This is a genomic window from Promicromonospora sp. NPDC050262 (genome assembly GCF_040655935.1).
In the GTDB taxonomy this organism is placed as follows: Bacteria; Actinomycetota; Actinomycetes; order Actinomycetales; family Cellulomonadaceae; genus Promicromonospora.
The window spans coordinates 1-17,443 of sequence record NZ_JBFAKX010000027.1 but is presented as its reverse complement, the minus strand read 5'-3'; the positions used below and the strand labels follow the sequence as shown (position 1 = coordinate 17,443).

The window sequence follows — 17,443 nt, the reverse complement described above, 5'->3', positions numbered from 1 at the left end:
CGCGCCCCGGTGGTGGCGACCGGAAGGGTCAAGGCGCCAGCCATGCCCCGGCGAAGGTCGGCGTCGACACCGTCGGCATCGCCCGCAGCCCCTGCACGGTGGACGAGCGCAGGAAGTGGTTCTGCTGGTCGTACAGCGGCAGGATGTAGTAGCCCTCCAGGATGATCTGCTGCGCCTGCTCGTAGAGCGCGGCCCGCTCGTCGGCGTCGCTGGTCGCGGAGGCCTGGGTGAGCAGGTCGTCCAGCTCGGCGTCGTCCACCTGCGCGAGGTTCGCGAAGTAGCCGCTCGGCGCCGGGGTGATCGAGTCCGAGTGGTACAGGATGCGCAGCACGTCCGGTCCCACCTTCGTGTACGGGGCGCTGACCAGGTCGTAGTCGTTCTCGGCGAGCACGCCGTACCAGCTCGACAGGTCCAGGGGCTGGAGGTTGACCTCGAAGCCGGCGGTCTTGGCGTCCGCCTGGATCTGCTCGAACAGGGACTGCTCGGCGGGGATCGACTGGTTGGTGCTCACCGGGAAGTCGAGGCTGAGGCGCTCACCGTCCTTGACGCGGTAGCCGTCGGCGTCGCGCTCGGCCCAGCCGGCGTCGTCCAGCAGGTCGGACGCCGCGTCGGTGTCGACCGTGAACAGGTCGGGCAGGCTCAGCCCCAGCGGCTCGACGCTGGACAGCGGCGAGTACGACCGCTCGGCAGTACCGAAGAACAGGCTCTGGATGCCGTCGTCCACGTTCACGGAGCGGATGAACGCCTCGCGCACGCGCTCGTCGTCGAACGGCGCCTTGCCCGAGTTGAGCTCGATGCGGTTGGCGGCGCCCGGGCGCGGAGCGTCGAGTTCCTCGATCGCGTCGTCCGACTCGGCGGACCGGATGGTGTCCGGCTGCGCGTTGTCGATGACCTGGACCTCGCCGGACTGCAGCGCGGCGTAGCGGCTCGCGGAGTCGGGGATGAACCGCCACACGATCGAGTCGAGGTACGGCAGGTCGCTGCCCTCGGTCGCCTCGGCGACGTCGGCCGGCGGCGAGTTGTAGTCGTCGTTGCGCACCAGGGTCACCGAGTCCTGGCGCTCCCACGTGTCGACGACGAACGGGCCGGTGCCGACGGGCGCGGCGCAGTTCTCCTCCTGGCTGCGCTCCAGGGCCTTCGGCGACTCCATCGCGACCCAGACCTGGGACAGCGACTCCAGCAGCGCGGAGTCGGGGGCGCTCATCTCGAGCCGGACCAGGTGGTCGTCGACGGCGACGACGTCCTTGATCTTCGCCAGCGCGAGGTACCCGGTGGACGACGCCGTGGCGGGGTCCTGCACGTGCGCGATGTTCGCGGCCACGGCCTCGGCGTCGAACGGGGTGCCGTCGGTGAACGTCACGTCGTCGCGGAGCGTGAACTCCCACTCCAGGCCGTCGTCGCTCACGTCCCACTCGGTGGCGAGCCACGGGATGACCTCGCCGTCCTCGTCGAGCGAGACCAGCGACTCCAGGTACTGGGTGGCGATGAGCGCCTGCGGGTAGTTGCCGCCGACGTGCGGGTCGAGGCAGGACGGCTCGGCGTCGCCCGACGCGTAGGTCAGCGTGCCGCCCGTGACGGGTTCACCGGACGGTTCGCCGCTGGTCCCTCCCCCGGGAGAACAGGCGGCGAGCAGCAGGGCGACGGCGGCCGTGACGACGACGGCGGCACGCGGGCGGGAGAACCGGCGCGAGGGCATGGCTTCGTGTACATCCTGTCTGGAAGGGTGTCCGAACGACTCCGTTCATGCTCCCAAACCTCGGGGCCCGGCGGGCCTATTCCGCGAGAGGACGCCGGGTGAGGCGCACCACACCGAGCAGTCACCCGCCGCCCCGGGAACTCTGTCCGCCGCCCCCTCGTTCTCACCCCGCCGAGCAGCGCTTCCGCCCCTCGTCGACGGTAGCCCGCGGCATATACTCGCCGCGTTCGGACGCCCTATCTCGAGGAGCACCGATGACCGAGCCGATGCCGCTTCAACCCCCCGCGCCAGCAGAGCCGCTCGTGCTCACGGCGCCCGACCCGGTGCAGGCCGTGCCCGCGACGCAGGCGCCCAAGATGGCGCCCAAGGTCGACCCCGCCGTGGCGCCCGCGCTCGACCAGAAGGTCACGACCTACCTCGACGGCCTGCTCGGCACCGACACCCGGTCCCCCGAGTTCGCCCGGCGCGCCGACGACGTACGCACCATGGGCGACCAGGACATCCGGCAGGCCGCCGACTCCAGCAACCGCCTGCTGGCCACGCCGGTCCGCGCCCTGAAGGAGGGCGGCCTCGCCGACGGCTCGAAGGTGGGCCAGACCCTCCTGGAGCTGCGCCGCACGGTGGAGGACCTGGACCCGTCCGAGGCGAGCGTGGGCCGCAAGATCCTCGGCGTCATCCCGTTCGGCGACAAGATCCAGGACTACTTCCGCCGCTACGAGTCCGCCCAGGGCCAGCTCAACGCCATCATCCAGGCCCTCTACAACGGGCAGGACGAGCTGCGCAAGGACAACGCCGCGCTCAACCTGGAGAAGCAGAACCTCTGGGACACGATGACGCGGCTCAACCAGTACATCTACGTGGCCGAGCGGCTCGACGCCCAGCTCTCCGCGAAGATCGCCGAGCTGCAGATCGCCGAGCCCGAGCGGGCCAAGGCGCTGTCCGAGGACGTGCTGTTCTACGTGCGCCAGAAGCACCAGGACCTGCTCACCCAGCTCGCGGTCTCGATCCAGGGCTACCTCGCGATCGACATCATCATCAAGAACAACGTCGAGCTCACCAAGGGCGTCGACCGCGCCACCACGACCACGGTCTCGGCGCTGCGCACCGCCGTCATCGTGGCGCAGGCCCTCGCCAACCAGAAGCTCGTGCTGGACCAGATCGGCGCCCTGAACACCACGACGTCGAACATGATCGCGTCCACGTCCAAGATGCTCGCCGACCAGTCCGCGACCATCCAGGAGCAGGCCGCGAGCTCGACCGTGGGCATCGAGCAGCTCCAGTCGGCGTTCGCCAACATCTACGCGACGATGGACTCCATCAGCGAGTTCAAGACCCGCGCGCTGGACTCGATGTCGCAGACCATCGGCGTGCTGCAGACCGAGACGACCAAGGCCTCCGAGTACGTCGAGCGGGCCCGGCGCACCAACACCGACGGCGTGGCGAGCGGCTCCCTCGACCTCGGCAACCGGTGACGGCAGCGGGCACGGGGGAACGCATGGGTTGGTGGCAGCGGGTCTTCGGCGGCGGACGCACCGAGGCGGAGCCGCCCCTCGCGATCCCGGCGCCGCCCACGACCGAGCAGATCGTCACGTCGGTCGACGCCGTGCTGGCGCGCGCGTCCGGGAAGGCCCCCGCTGCCGTCACGGCCCGGGTGCAGCGCGTCGCCGAGACCGTGCACGAGATGGCGCCGCGGCTGGACCGGCTCGGCGCGGGCTCCCAGCAGGCACACACCGTCGTGGCGACGGCGACGAGCTACCTGCCGGAGGCCGTCGATGCCTACCTGCGGCTGCCCCGCGACTTCGCCGACCGGCGCGTCGTGGACCGCGGTAAGACGTCGCTCCTGATCCTGTGCGACCAGCTGGACCTCCTGGGCGCCACGCTCGACAAGATCTCCGACGCCGTCTCCCGCGCCGACGCGGTGGCCCTCGTGGCGCACGGCCGGTTCCTGGAGGAGAAGTTCGGCACCTCGGGCAGCCTCACCCTCCCGAGCGCCGGCCAGTCGCCGTCCGGCCAGCCCCAGCCGGGCCAGCCACTACCAGGTCCGGGCACGGCAGGCCCGGGCCCGACGGCGGGCCCCGGCCCCCTGGAGGCCCCGTGACCACGACGGCGCTGGCCACCGCCCTCGACGCCCTGGCCGCAGCCGGCGCCGCTACCGGTCTGGGTGGCCCGGAAGCGCGCGCCGAGGGCGAGCGGCTGGCCGCCGCGGTGGCGGAGTCGTCCCCCGGCGCCCCGACGGACTGGCTCAAGGCCACCGCCGCCGACGTCGGCCCGGAAGGAAGCACCGGCCGCCCGACGTCGTCCACGCTCCAGCCGTTCTTCGACGCCGCCGTGAGCGCCCGCCGCTGGCGCTCCGCCCCGACCGACCTGCTCGAGCACCTCATCACGACCGCCCCGCAGCACGCCCCGGGCTACGCCGACGCCCTGGCCGCAGTGGTCGACGCGGCCGCCACCCTGGGCGACCCGAGCATCAGCGCCATAGCCGCCGCAGAGGGCACGAAAGCAGTCCACCGCAGCGCTGCGGCGGGCCGCGAGACGGCGCCCCGGGCCGGCGCCGACCCCGGGCTCAGGCTCGGCGCACCGGCTCCCACGCCGTCCGCCACGGAGCCCGAGCCGGCCACCCAGGCCGCCGGGACCGAACCCGAGCCGGAACCCGCGGACGAGCCCCGCCCGCTGGCCGAGCTGCTCGACGAGCTGGACCAGCTCATCGGCCTGGGCCGGGTCAAGGACGAGATCCACCGGCAGACCGAGCTGCTGCGCATCGAGCGCCTCCGCGCCGAGGCCGGCCTCACCTCCCCCACGCTCACCCGCCACCTGGTGTTCGTCGGCAACCCCGGCACGGGCAAGACCACGGTGGGCCGCCTCGTGGCCGGGATCTACCGCGCACTCGGGCTGCTGGACAAGGGCCACCTCGTGGAGGTCGACCGGTCCGAGCTGGTGGCGGGCTACCTGGGCCAGACCGCGGAGAAGACGACGGCTGTGGTGCAGCGCGCCCTGGGCGGCGTGCTGTTCATCGACGAGGCGTACGCGCTGGCCGAGGACCAGTACGGCCGCGAGGCGGTGGACACCCTGGTCAAGGACATGGAGGACCACCGCGACGACCTCGTGGTGATCGTGGCGGGCTACCCGGGCCCCATGGCCCGGTTCGTCGGCACCAACCCGGGCCTGGAGAGCCGGTTCTCGCGGACCATCACGTTCGAGGACTACTCCGCCGCCGAGCTGCGGCAGATCTTCGCGGCCATGGCCGGGGCCGCCGACTTCGAGCCGGAGCCCGCCACCCTCGACCGCTTCGACCGCCTCGTGGCGGACCAGGTGCGCAGCGAGGGCTTCGGCAACGGCCGCTGGGCACGCAACGTGCTCGACTCCGCGATCGCCCGGCACGCCTGGCGCCTGCGGGACGTTGAACGACCGACGGTGGACCAGCTGCGCACGCTGGTCCCGGAAGACCTGGAGGACGTCGTGGACATCGGGACAGACAGCGAGGCCACCCTGTGACGGCACCCCTGACCACCACGGGCCCGCCCCGGAGCGAGCCGGGCCCGTCGTCCGGCGCCCCGGACGACGGCCCCGCGCGCACCTCCGTCCGGGACCGGATCACCGCGGAGCTCGCGACCACGCCGGGCCGGCTGGCGCTGGCCACCGCCGTGGCCGTGGTGGCGTGCCTGCTGCTCGCGGTCACCGGGTTCCTGGCGGGCAGCAGCCAGTCGGCGGCGCTGCGGGACGCGCAGCGGGACGCCGCGCAGCTCGTCGGCACGCAGGAGCTGCGCAACGACCTGGTGTCGGCGGACGCGACGGCGACCAACGCGTTCCTCGTCGGCGGGCTGGAGCCCACGGAGGCCCGCGAGCGCTACGAGGCGAGCGTGTCCGAGGCCGCGGAGGCGCTGCCGGCGCTGGCGTCGACGGCGCAGGGGGCGGACGAGACCGCGGACCTGGCCACGGTGTCGGACTCGGTGCAGCGGTACGCGGGCCTGGTCGAGTCGGCCCGGGCGAACAACCGGCAGGGTTTCCCGGTCGGCGCGGCCTACCTGGACCAGGCCTCCGCCGCATTGCGCGACGAGGTGCTGCCCACGCTCGACGACGTGGCGGTCTCGACGTCCGAGCGGGTGGACGACGACCTGACCTCCGTCTCCCTGAGCCAGGCGCTGCTGCTGTTCGTGCTGCTCGGCCTGGTGGCGCTGGCCGCCGTCCAGCTCTGGCTGGCGCGCCGCACGCACCGCCGGCTGAACCTGGGGCTCGCGGCCGCGAGCGTCGCCCTGCTGGTGGGCGGCATCGTGGCGACGGTGGCCGTGCTGGGCGGCAACGGCGTGGCCCGGTCGGTGGCGAGCGGCCCGTACGCGGCCACGGTCGCCACGTCGCAGGCCCTGTCGCTCGCCACGGACGCCAAGTCGATGGAGTCGTTCACGCTGATCAAGCGCGGTTCCGGCGCCGAGTTCGAGGAGTCCTACCAGACCTCGGTCGCCCAGGCCCGCGACCTGCTGACCGAGGCGCAGGACGCCTCGGACACCGGCTCCGACCCGCTTGCCCTGCTGAACGCCTGGGACGAGAAGCACGCCGAGATCCGCGCGCTGGACGACGGCGGCCAGTGGGACGAGGCGGTCGACGCCGCGACGTCCACGGCCGACGACTCGGCGGGCGCGGCCTTCACGGCGTTCTCCGACCAGGCCCACGCCGACGTCGAGACCACGAGCACCGCCGCGGTGGACCGGCTCGGCTCCGCGGCGACCACCGCCCAGATCGCGGCCTGGGTCGCCCTCGTGCTCGGTGTCGCCGGCGCCGTCGCCGCGGCCGCCGGGATGAACGTCCGTCTGAAGGAGTACCGATGAGCACGCGCGCAGCCTGCAGACCGATCGTCACCGCCCTGGTGGCGCTGGCCCTCGTCGGCACGACGGCGGCGTGCGCGCCCCAGCCCACGACGCAGCTCCTGACGGGCGCGGCCGGGGCGGGCTCGGCCGCGCAGGAGTCGGTGCAGGACTCCGCTCAGGACTCTGCGCCGAAGGCGGCGGCGGGCGCGACGACGTCGGGCACGGCCACGGCCGCGGAGGACTGCAGCGACGGGCTGCCGCCCGTCGCGTCGATCGACCCGGGCGGCAGCCCGGAGGTGACGTCCGGCTCCACGATGGCCGAGATCCGCGAGCGCGGGACCCTCCGGGTGGGCGTCTCGGCGGACACGCTGCTCATGGGCTCGCGCAACCCGTTCACGGGCGACATCGAGGGCTTCGACATCGACGTGGCCCGGCAGATCGCCGACGCGATCCTGGGCGACCCGGAGAAGATCCAGTACCGGGTCATCACGTCGGGCGACCGGGAGGCCGTCCTGGAGGACGGCGACGTCGACATCGTGACCCGCGCGTTCACGATCAACTGCGACCGGTGGGAGAACATCGCGTTCTCCGCGGAGTACTACCACGCGGGGCAGAAGCTGCTGGTGCCGTCGACGTCGAAGGTGGAGAGCATCGACGACCTGGACGGGCAGCGCGTGTGCGCGCCCGAGGGCACCACCACCCTGGAGCGGCTGGAGCAGTGGGAGGGCGTCGAGGCGGTGCCCGCCGCCACGCACACCACGTGCCTGGTGCTGTTCCAGCAGGGGGCGGTGGACGCCATCACGGGTGACGACACCGTCCTGGCGGGCTTCGCCGCCCAGGACCCCTACGCCAAGGTCGTGGGCGACGCCGTGAGCGACGAGCCGTACGGCGTGGGCATCCCCGCCGGCAACGCGGACATGGTGCGGTTCGTCAACGGCGTGCTGGAGGACATGGTCGCGGGCGGGCAGTGGGAGGAGTCCTACGACCGCTGGCTGGGCGACGCGCTCGGCGCGGCGCCGTCCGCGCCCGAGCCCGTGTACGGACGGACGCCGTGAGCCGGACGCAGCGCGCGCCCGCGCCGCCGGGCGCCCTGGGGGTGGCGGCCGAGCCGGCCGCGCTGCTGGCGTACCTGTCCGACCTGCAGGCGTGGCTCGACGTGCGCCGCGCCGACCTGGACCGGCTCGACGCCGCGGCCCGGCAGTCCGGCGCGGACGCCGTCACCGCCGACGTGGTGCTCGCCCTGACCCTGTGGCAGGCCGTGCGCACGCGCACGGACGAGCTGGTCGAGGTGTGGGACTCGGGCCGGGCGGACGCCGTGGCGCGCGAACGCATGTCGCAGCTCGTCTGGGGCCGGCTCGGCGGTGACCCCGCCACGTCGCTCCTGTCCCTGGTCGACGCCGCACGCCTGTGCGACGCCCAGGCCGACCAGCTCGCCTCCCGGCTCTCGTTCGACCCGCACGCGGCCGACGTCACCGCCCGGTTCCGGGCGCTGGCCGCCGGGATCGTCCGGGCGGAGGACGCCGCGCGGGCCACGGCCGCGACGGAGGACGACGCCGCCGTGGCCCGCCTGCGCGACCGGCACGCCCGGCTCAAGGCCGACGCCGCCCGCGGCGCCGACGTCACGGGCCCCCTCGGCGCGCTGGAGGACGAGGTCGCGCGCACCGAGCGCGACCTCATCGTGCACGCCGCCCGGAGCCGGTCGCTCGCCAAGGACCGGCAGCGCGCCGTCGAGCTGCGGGCCGCCCTGGCCGACCGGGCGCCCCGGCTCGCGCAGCTCGCCGAGCGCTGCCGCCGGGAGATCACCGACCCGCCACGGCTCGCGATCCCGGACGTGCACCGCCTCGGCGAGGTCCCGGACGAGCCGGCGCGGCTCACCACCTACGTCCAGCGGCTGGGCTCCGTCGAGCGCGCCATGGAGCAGGTCGAGGACGCCTACACCGCACCCCTGCGGGAGCGCGCCGAGCTGCGCTACCGCGTGAAGAACCTGATGACGAAGGCCCAGGGCAACGGGCGGGCGTCGTCGTACACCGTGAAGGCGGGCGAGGACGAGGTGCGCGAGACGCTCGACGCGACCCCCTGCGACCTGGCCCTGGCCCGGCACTTCACCGAGCAGCTCGAGACGCTCGTGCGCGATCTCCCGGAGGGACACCGATGACTGAACAGGCCTGCGCCGAGCCGGGCTGCACCGGCACCATCGAGGACGGCTACTGCAACGTGTGCGGTACACCCGCCGGCGGCAACCCGGCCGGCGACGGGCTCGCCGCCGTCGCGGCGTCCTGGGCCGACGGCGACCTCGACGCGACGACCGTCCGCTCCTCGGGCTCCGTGCCGAGCGGCATGGCCGAGCCGACGACCGGGCGCACCAGCTCGTCGCGCCTCGCGTCAACCGCCCTGGGCTCGGCGCGCGTGACGGGCGGCACCCGGCAGACCCGCCGGGTCGGCACCGGGTCCACGCGCCTGCGCGGGCACCGGCTCGGGGCGGGCCTGACCACCGTGCCGCACACGCCGGTGGCCGACCCGCTGCAGGCCGTCATGGAGACGCCCGAGCTCGCCGAGTCCAAGCGGTACTGCCCCACGTGCGGGCAGCCGGTCGGCCGCGCCAGGGACGGCGTGCCCGGCCGCATCGCCGGGTTCTGCGGCCACTGCGGCGCGCGGTACGACTTCGCCCCCGCGCTCAAGGCCGGCGACCTCGTCGCCGGGCAGTACGAGGTGGTGGGCTGCCTCGCCCACGGCGGGCTCGGCTGGATCTACCTGGCCCGCGACCGCAACGTCAGCGGCCGCTGGGTGGTGCTCAAGGGCCTGCTCAACGCGGGCGACACCGAGGCGTACGAGGCCGCGGTCGCCGAGCGCCAGTTCCTGGCCGAGGTCGAGCACCCGCTGATCGTCGAGATCTTCAACTTCGTGCTCCACGAGGGCCTCGGCTACACCGTCATGGAGTTCGTGGGCGGCCGGTCGCTCAAGGACGTGCTCAAGGACCGCCGCGAGCAGGACGGCGGGCAGCCCCGCCCGCTGCCCGTGGACCAGGCCATCGCCTACATCCTCGAGGTGCTGCCCGCGTTCAGCTACCTGCACGACCACGACCTGCTGTACTGCGACTTCAAGCCGGACAACATCATCGCCCAGGGCGACGGCGTCAAGCTGATCGACATGGGTGGCGTGCGCCGCACCGACGACCTGACGTCGGCCATCTACGGCACCGTCGGCTACCAGGCGCCCGAGGTGCCGGAGGTCGGGCCGTCCGTGGCGTCCGACATCTTCACGCTCGGCCGCACCCTGGCGTCCCTCGTGCTGGACTTCCGCGGCAACACCACCGTCTACCAGGCGTCGTTCCCGCCCGTGGCCGACACCCCGGTCTTCCAGAAGTACGACTCGTTCTACCGCTGGCTCGCCAAGGCGTGCGCCCCCGATCCCGCCGACCGGTTCGGGACCGTGGACGAGGCCCGGGTCCAGCTCCTGGGCGTGCTGCGCGAGGTGGTCGCCACCGACAAGGGTCCCGGGTACACCGCCACGACGTCCGCCGAGTCGCTCCTGTTCGGCGTGCCGCCGCTCGACGGCGCCGACGGCGCCCTCGACTGGAACGGGCTGCCGCTCCTGAAGGTCGACTCCGCCGACCCGATGGCCTCCTGGCTGGCCGGCGTCAACGTCGCCAACCCCGTGGAGCGCATCAAGGCCCTGGCCGACCCGGACGAGCACACCGTCGAGGTGCGCCTCGCCGTCGCCCGCGCCGCGATCGAGGCGGACGACGCCGCGCTGCTGCGCACCACCGTGGCGCAGATCCTGGAGGACGACGCGTGGGAGTGGCGCGCCGCCTGGATGGAGGGCCTCGGGCACCTCGCGTCGGGCAACGCCGCCGCGGCCCGCGCGTCGTTCAACGCCGTCTACGGGCAGGTGCCCGGCGAGCCGGCGCCCAAGCTCGCGCTCGCCACGAGCTGCGAGCTCTCGGGCGAGCCCGGCGTCGCCGAGCAGCTCTACGGCACCATCGCCCGGGCCGACGCCAACTACACCGGCGCCGCCGCGTTCGGCCTCGCCCGCGTGCGGTCCGGCGGCGGCGAGCTCGACGGCGCCCTCGACGCCCTGGAGCTGGTGGGCCCCACGCGCGGGTCCTTCCCGGACGCCCGCCTGCAGCGGGCCCGGCTCCTCGTCTCCGCGCACCGCACGCTGCTCGACCTGGCCGACGCCGTCGCCGGGCTCGACGCCGCCCACATCCCCGACCGGCCCAAGGCCCAGGTCACCGTCGAGGCCCTCGACGAGGCGCTCGACATCGTGCTGCGCGACGGGCCCGTCCCGAGCGTGCGGGTGGCCGGTGCGAGCGCCGAGGAGCACGAGCTGCGGGACCGCCTGGAGCTCGCCCTGCGCAACCTCGCCCACCTCACCGACGAGCGCTCGGAGCGCGTCGCGCTCGTGGACCGGGCAAACTCCGTACGGCAGTGGACGTGGCGATGAGCGCCCCGCCGGGCCGGACCGGGCGCCACCGACGGCGCCCGCAGCCGGAGACCCGCTGAACCACAGTCGCGGGGCGGGAGCCCTGACGAAGGCAAGGAGATCGACCCCGACATGACCGCCGACGACAGCGTCCTCGTCCGTTGCCCGAGCTGTGGAGAGAGCGCGGCACCCCGCGCCAGGTTCTGCGAGAACTGCGGCACGGCGCTGGGCGCCGTCGCGGACGACCCGTCCCTGCCGTCCGAGGTGACCCTGGACGTGGCGCCCACCGTGCTGGACCTCGACCCGCCGACGGGCGAAGCCGGGCGGCGCAGGTGCGCGGCCTGCGGCGGCCTCATCGCCGACGACGGCTACTGCGCCGACTGCGGCACCCCCGGCCAGTCCGAGCGCGACCACTTCGAGGAGCGCCCGGCGGCCTGGGTGGCCGGCGTCTGCGACCGGGGCATCCGGCACGCCCGCAACGAGGACGCGATGGCGCTGGCCGCGAGCAGCACCTTCGCGGCGCTCGTGGTGTGCGACGGCGTCTCCAGCGCCCCGGACTCCGACGTCGCCTCGCTCGCCGCGAGCCGCGCGGCCCGGGACGTGCTCGTGGCCTACGGGCCCGAGGGGTCGAGCTCGGTCGCGGGTGCCACCAGCCGGCGCATCGCCGGCTGGACCGACGCCATGGTCGCCGCGTCGCGCGCGGCGGGCCAGGCGGTGCGGGGCGCGGCGGAGCAGCTCGCCGCGACCAAGGGGACGAACGTGGCGGACGACCCGCCGTCGTGCACCTTCGTGGCCGCCGTCGTGGACCGCGACCTGATCGTCGCCGGCTGGCTGGGCGACTCCCGCGTGTACTGGCTGCCGGACGCCGGTCCAGCCGAGCAGCTCAGCGTCGACGACTCGTGGGCGCAGGAGATGATCGCGGCGGGCGTGCCGCGCGCCCAGGCCGAGACGTCGCCGCAGGCGCACGCCATCACCCGCTGGCTCGGCCCCGACGCCGCCGACACCGACGCGCGCTGCGCCGCGACCGTCCCGTCCGGGCCCGGCTGGCTGCTGGTCTGCTCGGACGGCCTGTGGAACTACTGCTCCGACGCGCACGAGATGGGCGAGCTCGTGCGCAGGTTCGCCGGCTGCGGCGAGCCCCACGCCGCCGCGGCGGCGCTCGTCCGCTGGGCCAACGCCCAGGGAGGGCGCGACAACATCACCGCCGCGCTCGCCCGGATCGCCCCGACTGTCACCGAGCAGCGCTAGCCTGCCGTAACCGAGAGGAGCCACCGTGGCCGAGTTCTCCGCCGAGGTCTTCCAGAACGAGTTCCTGTCCGACGGCGGCACCGACGTGCACGCCATCGTGTCCGTGACCTGCGCCGGCGCCGGGGCGGCCGGGGCCGTCGGCGTCACCGCGGGCGCGAGCGCCACCACCGACGCCGTCGGCGCGGGACAGGTCGCCGAGATCGTCGCCGTCGACACGTCCGGATCCATGCAGGGCCGCAACATGGAGGCCGCCAAGCACGCCGCCGCCGTGGCCGTGGACCAGATCCCGGACGGCACGCTGTTCGCGATCATCGGCGGCTCGCACGTGGCCACCCGGATCTTCCCCTACCCCAACGCCCGGGTGCCGATGGTGGCCATGGAGCCGGGCGCCCGCAACGAGGCCAAGCGCGCCATCTCCACGATGTCGGCCAGCGGCGGCACGGCCATCTCGACGTGGCTGCGACTCGCGGACGACCTGTTCGCCACGGTCCCGGCGGCGCAGAAGCACCTGATCCTGCTGACCGACGGCAAGAACGAGTCCGAGCCGTCGATGCACCTGGACCGGATGATCGCCGACGTCACGGGCCACTTCCAGTGCGACGCCCGCGGCGTGGGCGACCGCTGGGTGGTCGAGGAGCTGCGCAAGATCTCGACGGCGCTGCTGGGCACCGTCGACCTCATCGCGCGCCCGGAGGACATCGCCGAGGACTTCGCGGCCCTGGTGCGCAAGTCTATGGCGCGCGGCGTCGCCTCGGTGGACCTGCGGGTGTGGGCGCCGCAGGGGTCGCAGGTCCTGTTCGTCAAGCAGGTGGCCCCCGAGGTCGACGACCTGACGAGCCGTCGTACCGAGGTGAACCCGCTGACCAGCGGGTACCCCACCGGCGCGTGGGCCGACGAGACCCGCGACTACCACGTGGCCGTGCGCGTGGCGGCGAAGCCCGTGGGCTCGGAGCAGCTCGCGGCACGGGTGCAGGTCGCGGTGGGCGGCGAGGTGCAGGCGTCGGGCCTGGTCAAGGCCAAGTGGTCGGACGACTCCACGCTCACCGCCCGGATCAGCCCCGAGGTGGCGCACTACACGGGCCAGGCCGAGCTCGCCTCGGCCATCCAGGAGGGCCTCGCGGCCAAGGCCGCGGGCGACGAGGCGACGGCGACCGTGAAGCTCGGCCGCGCCGTGCAGCTCGCCGCCGAGACCGGCAACGACGAGGCCACGTCGCGCCTGCGCAAGATCGTGGACGTGGAGAACGAGGAGGAGGGCACCGTGCGGCTCAAGCGGAACACCGCCAAGCTGGACGAGATGGCACTCGACACCGCCTCCACCAAGACGACCCGGGTCCGGCGCGCATGACCGTCGTCTGTCCGGAGGGACACACCAGCCAGTCCACGGACTACTGCGACGTCTGCGGCACGCCGATCCCCGCGGGCGCCGGCGCCGCGTCGTCCGGCGGGTCCGGCGCCGCACCCGGGAGCGTCGCGACCGGCACCGGAGCGTCCGGTGGTGCGCCGGCCGCGCCCACGGAGGCCTCCGCCGGCCCCGTGACCTGCCCGAACTGCGGCGACCTGTCCCCCACCGACTCCCTGTTCTGCGAGAACTGCGGGTACGACTTCACCACCGGGACGCCGGCTCCGCCGCCCCCGCCGACGTCCGGCCTGGACCTCGGCGACCTGGACGCCACACAGCCCGCGAGCGGTTCCGTGCCGGGGGCCGGTGCGGCGTCGGCGGGTTCGGCACCGATGGCGGCGGGAGTACCCGCGCCCGCCCCTGCGCCGTCGCCCGCGCCCGAGCCCGCGCCGTCGCCGGACGGCGGCGGCCTGGCCGCGCCGCCCGTCCCGGGCGAAGACGCCTGGGTGGCCGAGATCTGGGTGGACCCCGACTGGTACGCGCACGAACGCCCGGAGGACCCGATGCCGTCCGCGGGCCTGCCCGGCCTCGTCACGCTGCGGCAGCGCAGCCTGCTCGTGGGGCGGCCGTCGAGGTCGCGCGGCATCCGGCCCGACATCGACTGCGGCAGCGACCCCGGGGTGTCCCGGCGGCACTGCCAGCTCACGACGGACGGTCAGCGCTGGTGGGTCGAGGATCTCGGCTCGTCGAACGGGACCTTCGTGGCGGCGGCGGGTGACCCGCTCCCGGACGGCCCGCTGAACCAGGGCGTGCGCCGCGAGATCGAGGAGAACGACCGGGTCTTCCTCGGCGCGTGGACACGTCTGGTGATCCGCAAGGCCCTCCCGGGCGAGGCCTGACCTGACGTGTCAGACGCTCAGGTCACCCGGGTGACCTGAGCGTCTGACACGTCCGGGTCGGCCGCGTGGCGCAGGCGCAGCGCGACCAGCCCGGCCCCGACCACCACCACGACGTTGGCGAGCACCAGCAGCCGGTAGTCCACGACCGCGAGCAGCCCCGCGCCGATCGCCGTCACCACGGTGCCCGGCAGGTTGTTGACCAGGTGCCCGGCGGCGGCGACCCGGCCCTGGAGCCGTTCCGGCGTCCGGACCTGGCGCTCGGTGACCCACGCGATGATCGCGGCCGTCACCCCGAAGCCGAGCAGGGCCTGACCCGCGATCGCGGGGATCACCCAGCCGAACATGAGCGGCACCAGGGCCGCGCCCGCGGCGAGGATCCCCACCGCGTAGACGCGCGGCCGGCCGAACCGCAGCATGAGGCGCGGCGTGACCGCCCCGGCGACGAACCCGGTCACCCCCTGCAGCACCGTGAGCGGGCCGAGCCAGGCCGCGGGCAGCCCCAGCCCCTCCAGCACGGCGAACGCGACGGCGTTCACGAGGCCGACCGACGCGAACACGATCACGGCGTTCCACGTCATCCCGCCGAGCGGCTGGGTGCCGAACAGGTGGCGGAACCCGGCCGTCGTCGCCGCCAGGTACGACTCGCCCGGCTCACCCTCGAACCGCGACTCGGTGATCCGCACGAGGCCGAGCACGACCGCCGCGCCCACGAACCCCGCGATGGCCACCACGACCAGCGGCACCACGCCCACCAGGGCGTAGACCGCCGCGCCGAGCAGCGGCAGGGCCACGCGGAACACCTGGTCGATCATCGACAGGCGCCCGTTGGCGTGGCCCAGGGCCTCGGTCGGCAGGAGGTCCTTGAGCAGACCCGACTGGCAGGCGCCCGTCACGTACGCGACCGCCGAGTACACCAGCGTGGCCGCGAAGACGATCCAGACCTGGTCCGCCCGGGTCACCCAGAACAGCGGCACCAGCCCGAGCGCGCCCACCACGTAGGCGACCACGAGCATGCGCCGCCGGGACACCCGGTCCGCGAGGTACCCCAGGAACGGCGAGGCGAGCGCGGGCAGGCCCAGCAGGGCGAACGTCGCACCGCCGAGCGCGGCGCTGCCCGTCAGGTCCGCGACCCAGACCGCCATGAGCAGCGTGAGCAGCGAGTCCGCCACGTTCGCGAGCGTCCAGCCCACCACGAGGGTCCGGAAGAGCGGGGTCCGCAGGTACCGGGCGGGGTCCGCCGGCACAGGCTGCCCGACGGCGGACGGGTCGCCCGGGGCGGTGCCGTCACCCGGCACGGTCGGTCCGGTGGTGGTCATGCGTCCTCGCCCTCCGGCTCCGGGATCTCGGCCCAGACCGCGCCGAACAGGTGCGCGCGGCGCGCGCCTTCCGGACGCTTGCCGGGGTCCACCGCGCGGCCGCGGAACGGCGCGGTGATCTCCTCCAGCCGCCGGGAGAGATCGTCCAGCTCGTCGCGCGTCGCCCAGAACTCCTGGGCCGTCTGGGTGCTGGCGAACACCCAGGCCGGGTCGTCCCGTCCGGCGTCGGCGAGCCAGCGCTGCAGGGCGGCGAACTGCTCGGCCACGAACATGCTGCCGAACGCCTGGGCGGCGGGCCACGACTCGGGGTCGGCGAGGTCGGGGCGCACGCTGAACCCCCTGCTCACGGCCCGCCACGGGCGCTCCTTGCCGTGCGCCTCGGCGCGCTCGACGTGCCCGTACTTCTCGAGCTGGCGCAGGTGGAACGAGCAGCTCGCCACCGACTCGCCCGTGCGCTCGGCGCACTGGGTGGCGGTGAGCTCCACCCCGGGACGGAACAGGCCGAGCAGGCGGATGCGCAGCGGGTGGGTCATGGCCTTGATGGCGTCGGCCTGTGAGATGACGGCATCCTCCGGCGGCGTCGGCCGGGTGAACCCCTGGGTCTCTGGCTGCATCTGCTCGGGCATGCGCCGAGCGTAAGACGCTAAAGAGAACTTGCGCAAGGAATCTCTAGCGTCTTTGCCCGGGCGGGTCGGGGGCCCAGGCCAGGCGTCCGGGCCGGGCGTCCGAGACGTCCGCGAAAAAAGCCGTGCGCGGCACGCCCGTCTCCTGGGAGGCTCAAGGCACACCGCGGTGACGTCCGTCCGGTCCCATACCGGGCGGTGGACAGGGTCCGGCCAGACCCTCCTGTCGGGAGACCGGCAATCCAGCGTCACGAAAGGCACTCACGTGCACACCGAGTACGAACTGGCGCAGGCCCTTCACCGGGAGCGCCTCCAGGACGCCGAGGAACACCGGCGTTCTCGCAGGCTCCGCGAGGAGCAGAAGCGACGCAGGGCCGAGGCCCGCGCCGCACACCGCGACCACCGCGCACCGGCACCCGCCCTGCGCGTGCGGTCCGCATGACCCGTACGGCGCCCGCCGGAGCTCCTCCGGCGACCGGCGCGTCCGGCATCCCGAAGCAGAGCGTGTGCCCGTCACACGCTCTGCTTCGTCGTTTGTGCGGGCGCGACCTCCCAGCGGGCCGCTGACCTGCGGAAGGGTGCTGCAGATCACCCCTGTCCGCCTTGCGCGGCATTTCCGGAATCAGGGATGATGTAACACGACGGAAACACTGAGGAGCACCGGACCGCGACCCGGCCGGAGCACGCCCGCTGCGCCCGTCACCTCTCCCCACCCCTGGAAGGACCACGGACATGCACGCCGAGACCGCCTACTACATCAGCCGCGCACAGGTCGCCGAGATCGCCCGCCGCGCCGAGGTCGCCGAGGCCCAGGAGCGCGCTCTGCGCGAGCGCCCCGAGCGCGGCACGGCCAGGCGCACCAAGCGGTTCCGCCTGATCTGACCGTCGGCCACTGGCCCGACGTCGCACATCCTGGCCCTTCCCCGGACGACCACAGTCGTTCCGCGGAAGGGCCTTCGTGCACCCGCCGCCCGTGCGCACGGGCACAGCCGCCGTCCGCCATCCCCGCGCGGCACTTTGCACTGCAAACTCGGCAGTTGGCATCGAGATCGGCACAGGCCTGCCTTCGGACGGCTGGTCCTGTCCGAACTGCTCACCCGT

Annotated in this window: 14 protein-coding genes; 11 read left to right on the top strand and 3 right to left on the bottom strand. The window is 74.0% G+C overall.

The window, feature by feature from the left end:
- Window positions 1-28: 28 nt before the first annotated feature.
- A complete protein-coding gene (locus AB0I29_RS25875) occupies window positions 29-1,696 on the bottom strand; it encodes an ABC transporter substrate-binding protein (RefSeq protein WP_357486936.1) in 1,668 nt (555 codons plus the stop codon).
- Window positions 1,697-1,950: 254 nt separating this feature from the next.
- Between AB0I29_RS25875 and AB0I29_RS25870 the strand changes: the two genes are divergently transcribed.
- The 10 genes from AB0I29_RS25870 to AB0I29_RS25825 all read left to right on the top strand — a co-directional run bounded on the left by AB0I29_RS25870 (window position 1,951) and on the right by AB0I29_RS25825 (window position 14,403).
- A complete protein-coding gene (locus tag AB0I29_RS25870; protein WP_285103001.1) occupies window positions 1,951-3,168 on the top strand; it encodes a toxic anion resistance protein in 1,218 nt (405 codons plus the stop codon).
- Window positions 3,169-3,191: 23 nt separating this feature from the next.
- A complete protein-coding gene (locus AB0I29_RS25865) occupies window positions 3,192-3,794 on the top strand; it encodes a hypothetical protein (protein ID WP_285102999.1) in 603 nt (200 codons plus the stop codon).
- Window positions 3,791-5,188 (top strand): AAA family ATPase, encoded by a 1,398-nt coding sequence (locus tag AB0I29_RS25860; protein WP_357486933.1) that lies wholly within the window; start codon window positions 3,791-3,793, stop codon window positions 5,186-5,188. The genes AB0I29_RS25865 and AB0I29_RS25860 overlap by 4 nt, the downstream gene beginning before the upstream one ends.
- Window positions 5,185-6,516, top strand: a complete 1,332-nt coding sequence (locus AB0I29_RS25855; RefSeq protein ID WP_357486931.1) for a hypothetical protein — start codon at window positions 5,185-5,187, stop codon at window positions 6,514-6,516. Before AB0I29_RS25860 ends, AB0I29_RS25855 begins: the two co-directional genes overlap by 4 nt.
- A complete protein-coding gene (locus AB0I29_RS25850; protein ID WP_357486929.1) occupies window positions 6,513-7,550 on the top strand; it encodes a glutamate ABC transporter substrate-binding protein in 1,038 nt (345 codons plus the stop codon). Before AB0I29_RS25855 ends, AB0I29_RS25850 begins: the two co-directional genes overlap by 4 nt.
- On the top strand, window positions 7,547-8,650 hold the full coding sequence (locus AB0I29_RS25845) for a hypothetical protein (RefSeq protein ID WP_357486927.1): 1,104 nt from the start codon (window positions 7,547-7,549) through the stop codon (window positions 8,648-8,650). Before AB0I29_RS25850 ends, AB0I29_RS25845 begins: the two co-directional genes overlap by 4 nt.
- The gene (locus AB0I29_RS25840) at window positions 8,647-10,938 is read left to right on the top strand and encodes a tetratricopeptide repeat protein (RefSeq protein WP_357486925.1); all 2,292 of its coding nucleotides are present in this window, start codon (window positions 8,647-8,649) and stop codon (window positions 10,936-10,938) included. The genes AB0I29_RS25845 and AB0I29_RS25840 overlap by 4 nt, the downstream gene beginning before the upstream one ends.
- 111 nt (window positions 10,939-11,049) lie before the next feature.
- Window positions 11,050-12,165: a protein phosphatase 2C domain-containing protein gene (locus AB0I29_RS25835; protein ID WP_357486923.1), complete on the top strand. Its 1,116-nt coding sequence runs from the start codon at window positions 11,050-11,052 to the stop codon at window positions 12,163-12,165.
- A 25-nt stretch (window positions 12,166-12,190) separates the two neighbouring features.
- On the top strand, window positions 12,191-13,510 hold the full coding sequence (locus AB0I29_RS25830) for a VWA domain-containing protein (RefSeq protein WP_357486921.1): 1,320 nt from the start codon (window positions 12,191-12,193) through the stop codon (window positions 13,508-13,510).
- Complete coding sequence (locus AB0I29_RS25825; protein ID WP_357486919.1) at window positions 13,507-14,403, top strand: FHA domain-containing protein; 897 nt, start codon at window positions 13,507-13,509, stop codon at window positions 14,401-14,403. Before AB0I29_RS25830 ends, AB0I29_RS25825 begins: the two co-directional genes overlap by 4 nt.
- 17 nt (window positions 14,404-14,420) lie before the next feature.
- Here the strand turns inward: AB0I29_RS25825 and AB0I29_RS25820 are convergent, their stop codons facing one another.
- Together AB0I29_RS25820 and AB0I29_RS25815 are read right to left on the bottom strand one after the other, a co-directional pair.
- A complete protein-coding gene (locus tag AB0I29_RS25820) occupies window positions 14,421-15,719 on the bottom strand; it encodes an MFS transporter (RefSeq protein WP_357486917.1) in 1,299 nt (432 codons plus the stop codon).
- Window positions 15,716-16,345, bottom strand: a complete 630-nt coding sequence (locus tag AB0I29_RS25815) for a helix-turn-helix domain-containing protein (protein ID WP_357486915.1) — start codon at window positions 16,343-16,345, stop codon at window positions 15,716-15,718. The genes AB0I29_RS25820 and AB0I29_RS25815 overlap by 4 nt, the downstream gene beginning before the upstream one ends.
- Before the next feature lie 729 nt (window positions 16,346-17,074).
- On the opposite strand from AB0I29_RS25815, the gene AB0I29_RS25810 reads away from it, so the two are divergent.
- Window positions 17,075-17,224, top strand: a complete 150-nt coding sequence (locus tag AB0I29_RS25810; RefSeq protein WP_285102973.1) for a hypothetical protein — start codon at window positions 17,075-17,077, stop codon at window positions 17,222-17,224.
- Window positions 17,225-17,443 lie beyond the last annotated feature (219 nt).

Bases quoted from the DNA above. Each gene is read 5' to 3' on its own strand.
- AB0I29_RS25875 (WP_357486936.1), bottom strand. From the start codon at position 1,696: ATGCCCTCGCGCCGGTTCTCCCGCCCGCGTGCCGCCGTCGTCGTCACG.
- AB0I29_RS25870 (WP_285103001.1), top strand. From the start codon at position 1,951: ATGACCGAGCCGATGCCGCTTCAACCCCCCGCGCCAGCAGAGCCGCTC.
- AB0I29_RS25865 (WP_285102999.1), top strand. From the start codon at position 3,192: ATGGGTTGGTGGCAGCGGGTCTTCGGCGGCGGACGCACCGAGGCGGAG.
- AB0I29_RS25850 (WP_357486929.1), top strand. From the start codon at position 6,513: ATGAGCACGCGCGCAGCCTGCAGACCGATCGTCACCGCCCTGGTGGCG.
- AB0I29_RS25840 (WP_357486925.1), top strand. From the start codon at position 8,647: ATGACTGAACAGGCCTGCGCCGAGCCGGGCTGCACCGGCACCATCGAG.
- AB0I29_RS25835 (WP_357486923.1), top strand. From the start codon at position 11,050: ATGACCGCCGACGACAGCGTCCTCGTCCGTTGCCCGAGCTGTGGAGAG.
- AB0I29_RS25825 (WP_357486919.1), top strand. From the start codon at position 13,507: ATGACCGTCGTCTGTCCGGAGGGACACACCAGCCAGTCCACGGACTAC.
- AB0I29_RS25820 (WP_357486917.1), bottom strand. From the start codon at position 15,719: ATGACCACCACCGGACCGACCGTGCCGGGTGACGGCACCGCCCCGGGC.
- AB0I29_RS25815 (WP_357486915.1), bottom strand. From the start codon at position 16,345: ATGCCCGAGCAGATGCAGCCAGAGACCCAGGGGTTCACCCGGCCGACG.
- AB0I29_RS25810 (WP_285102973.1), top strand. From the start codon at position 17,075: ATGCACGCCGAGACCGCCTACTACATCAGCCGCGCACAGGTCGCCGAG.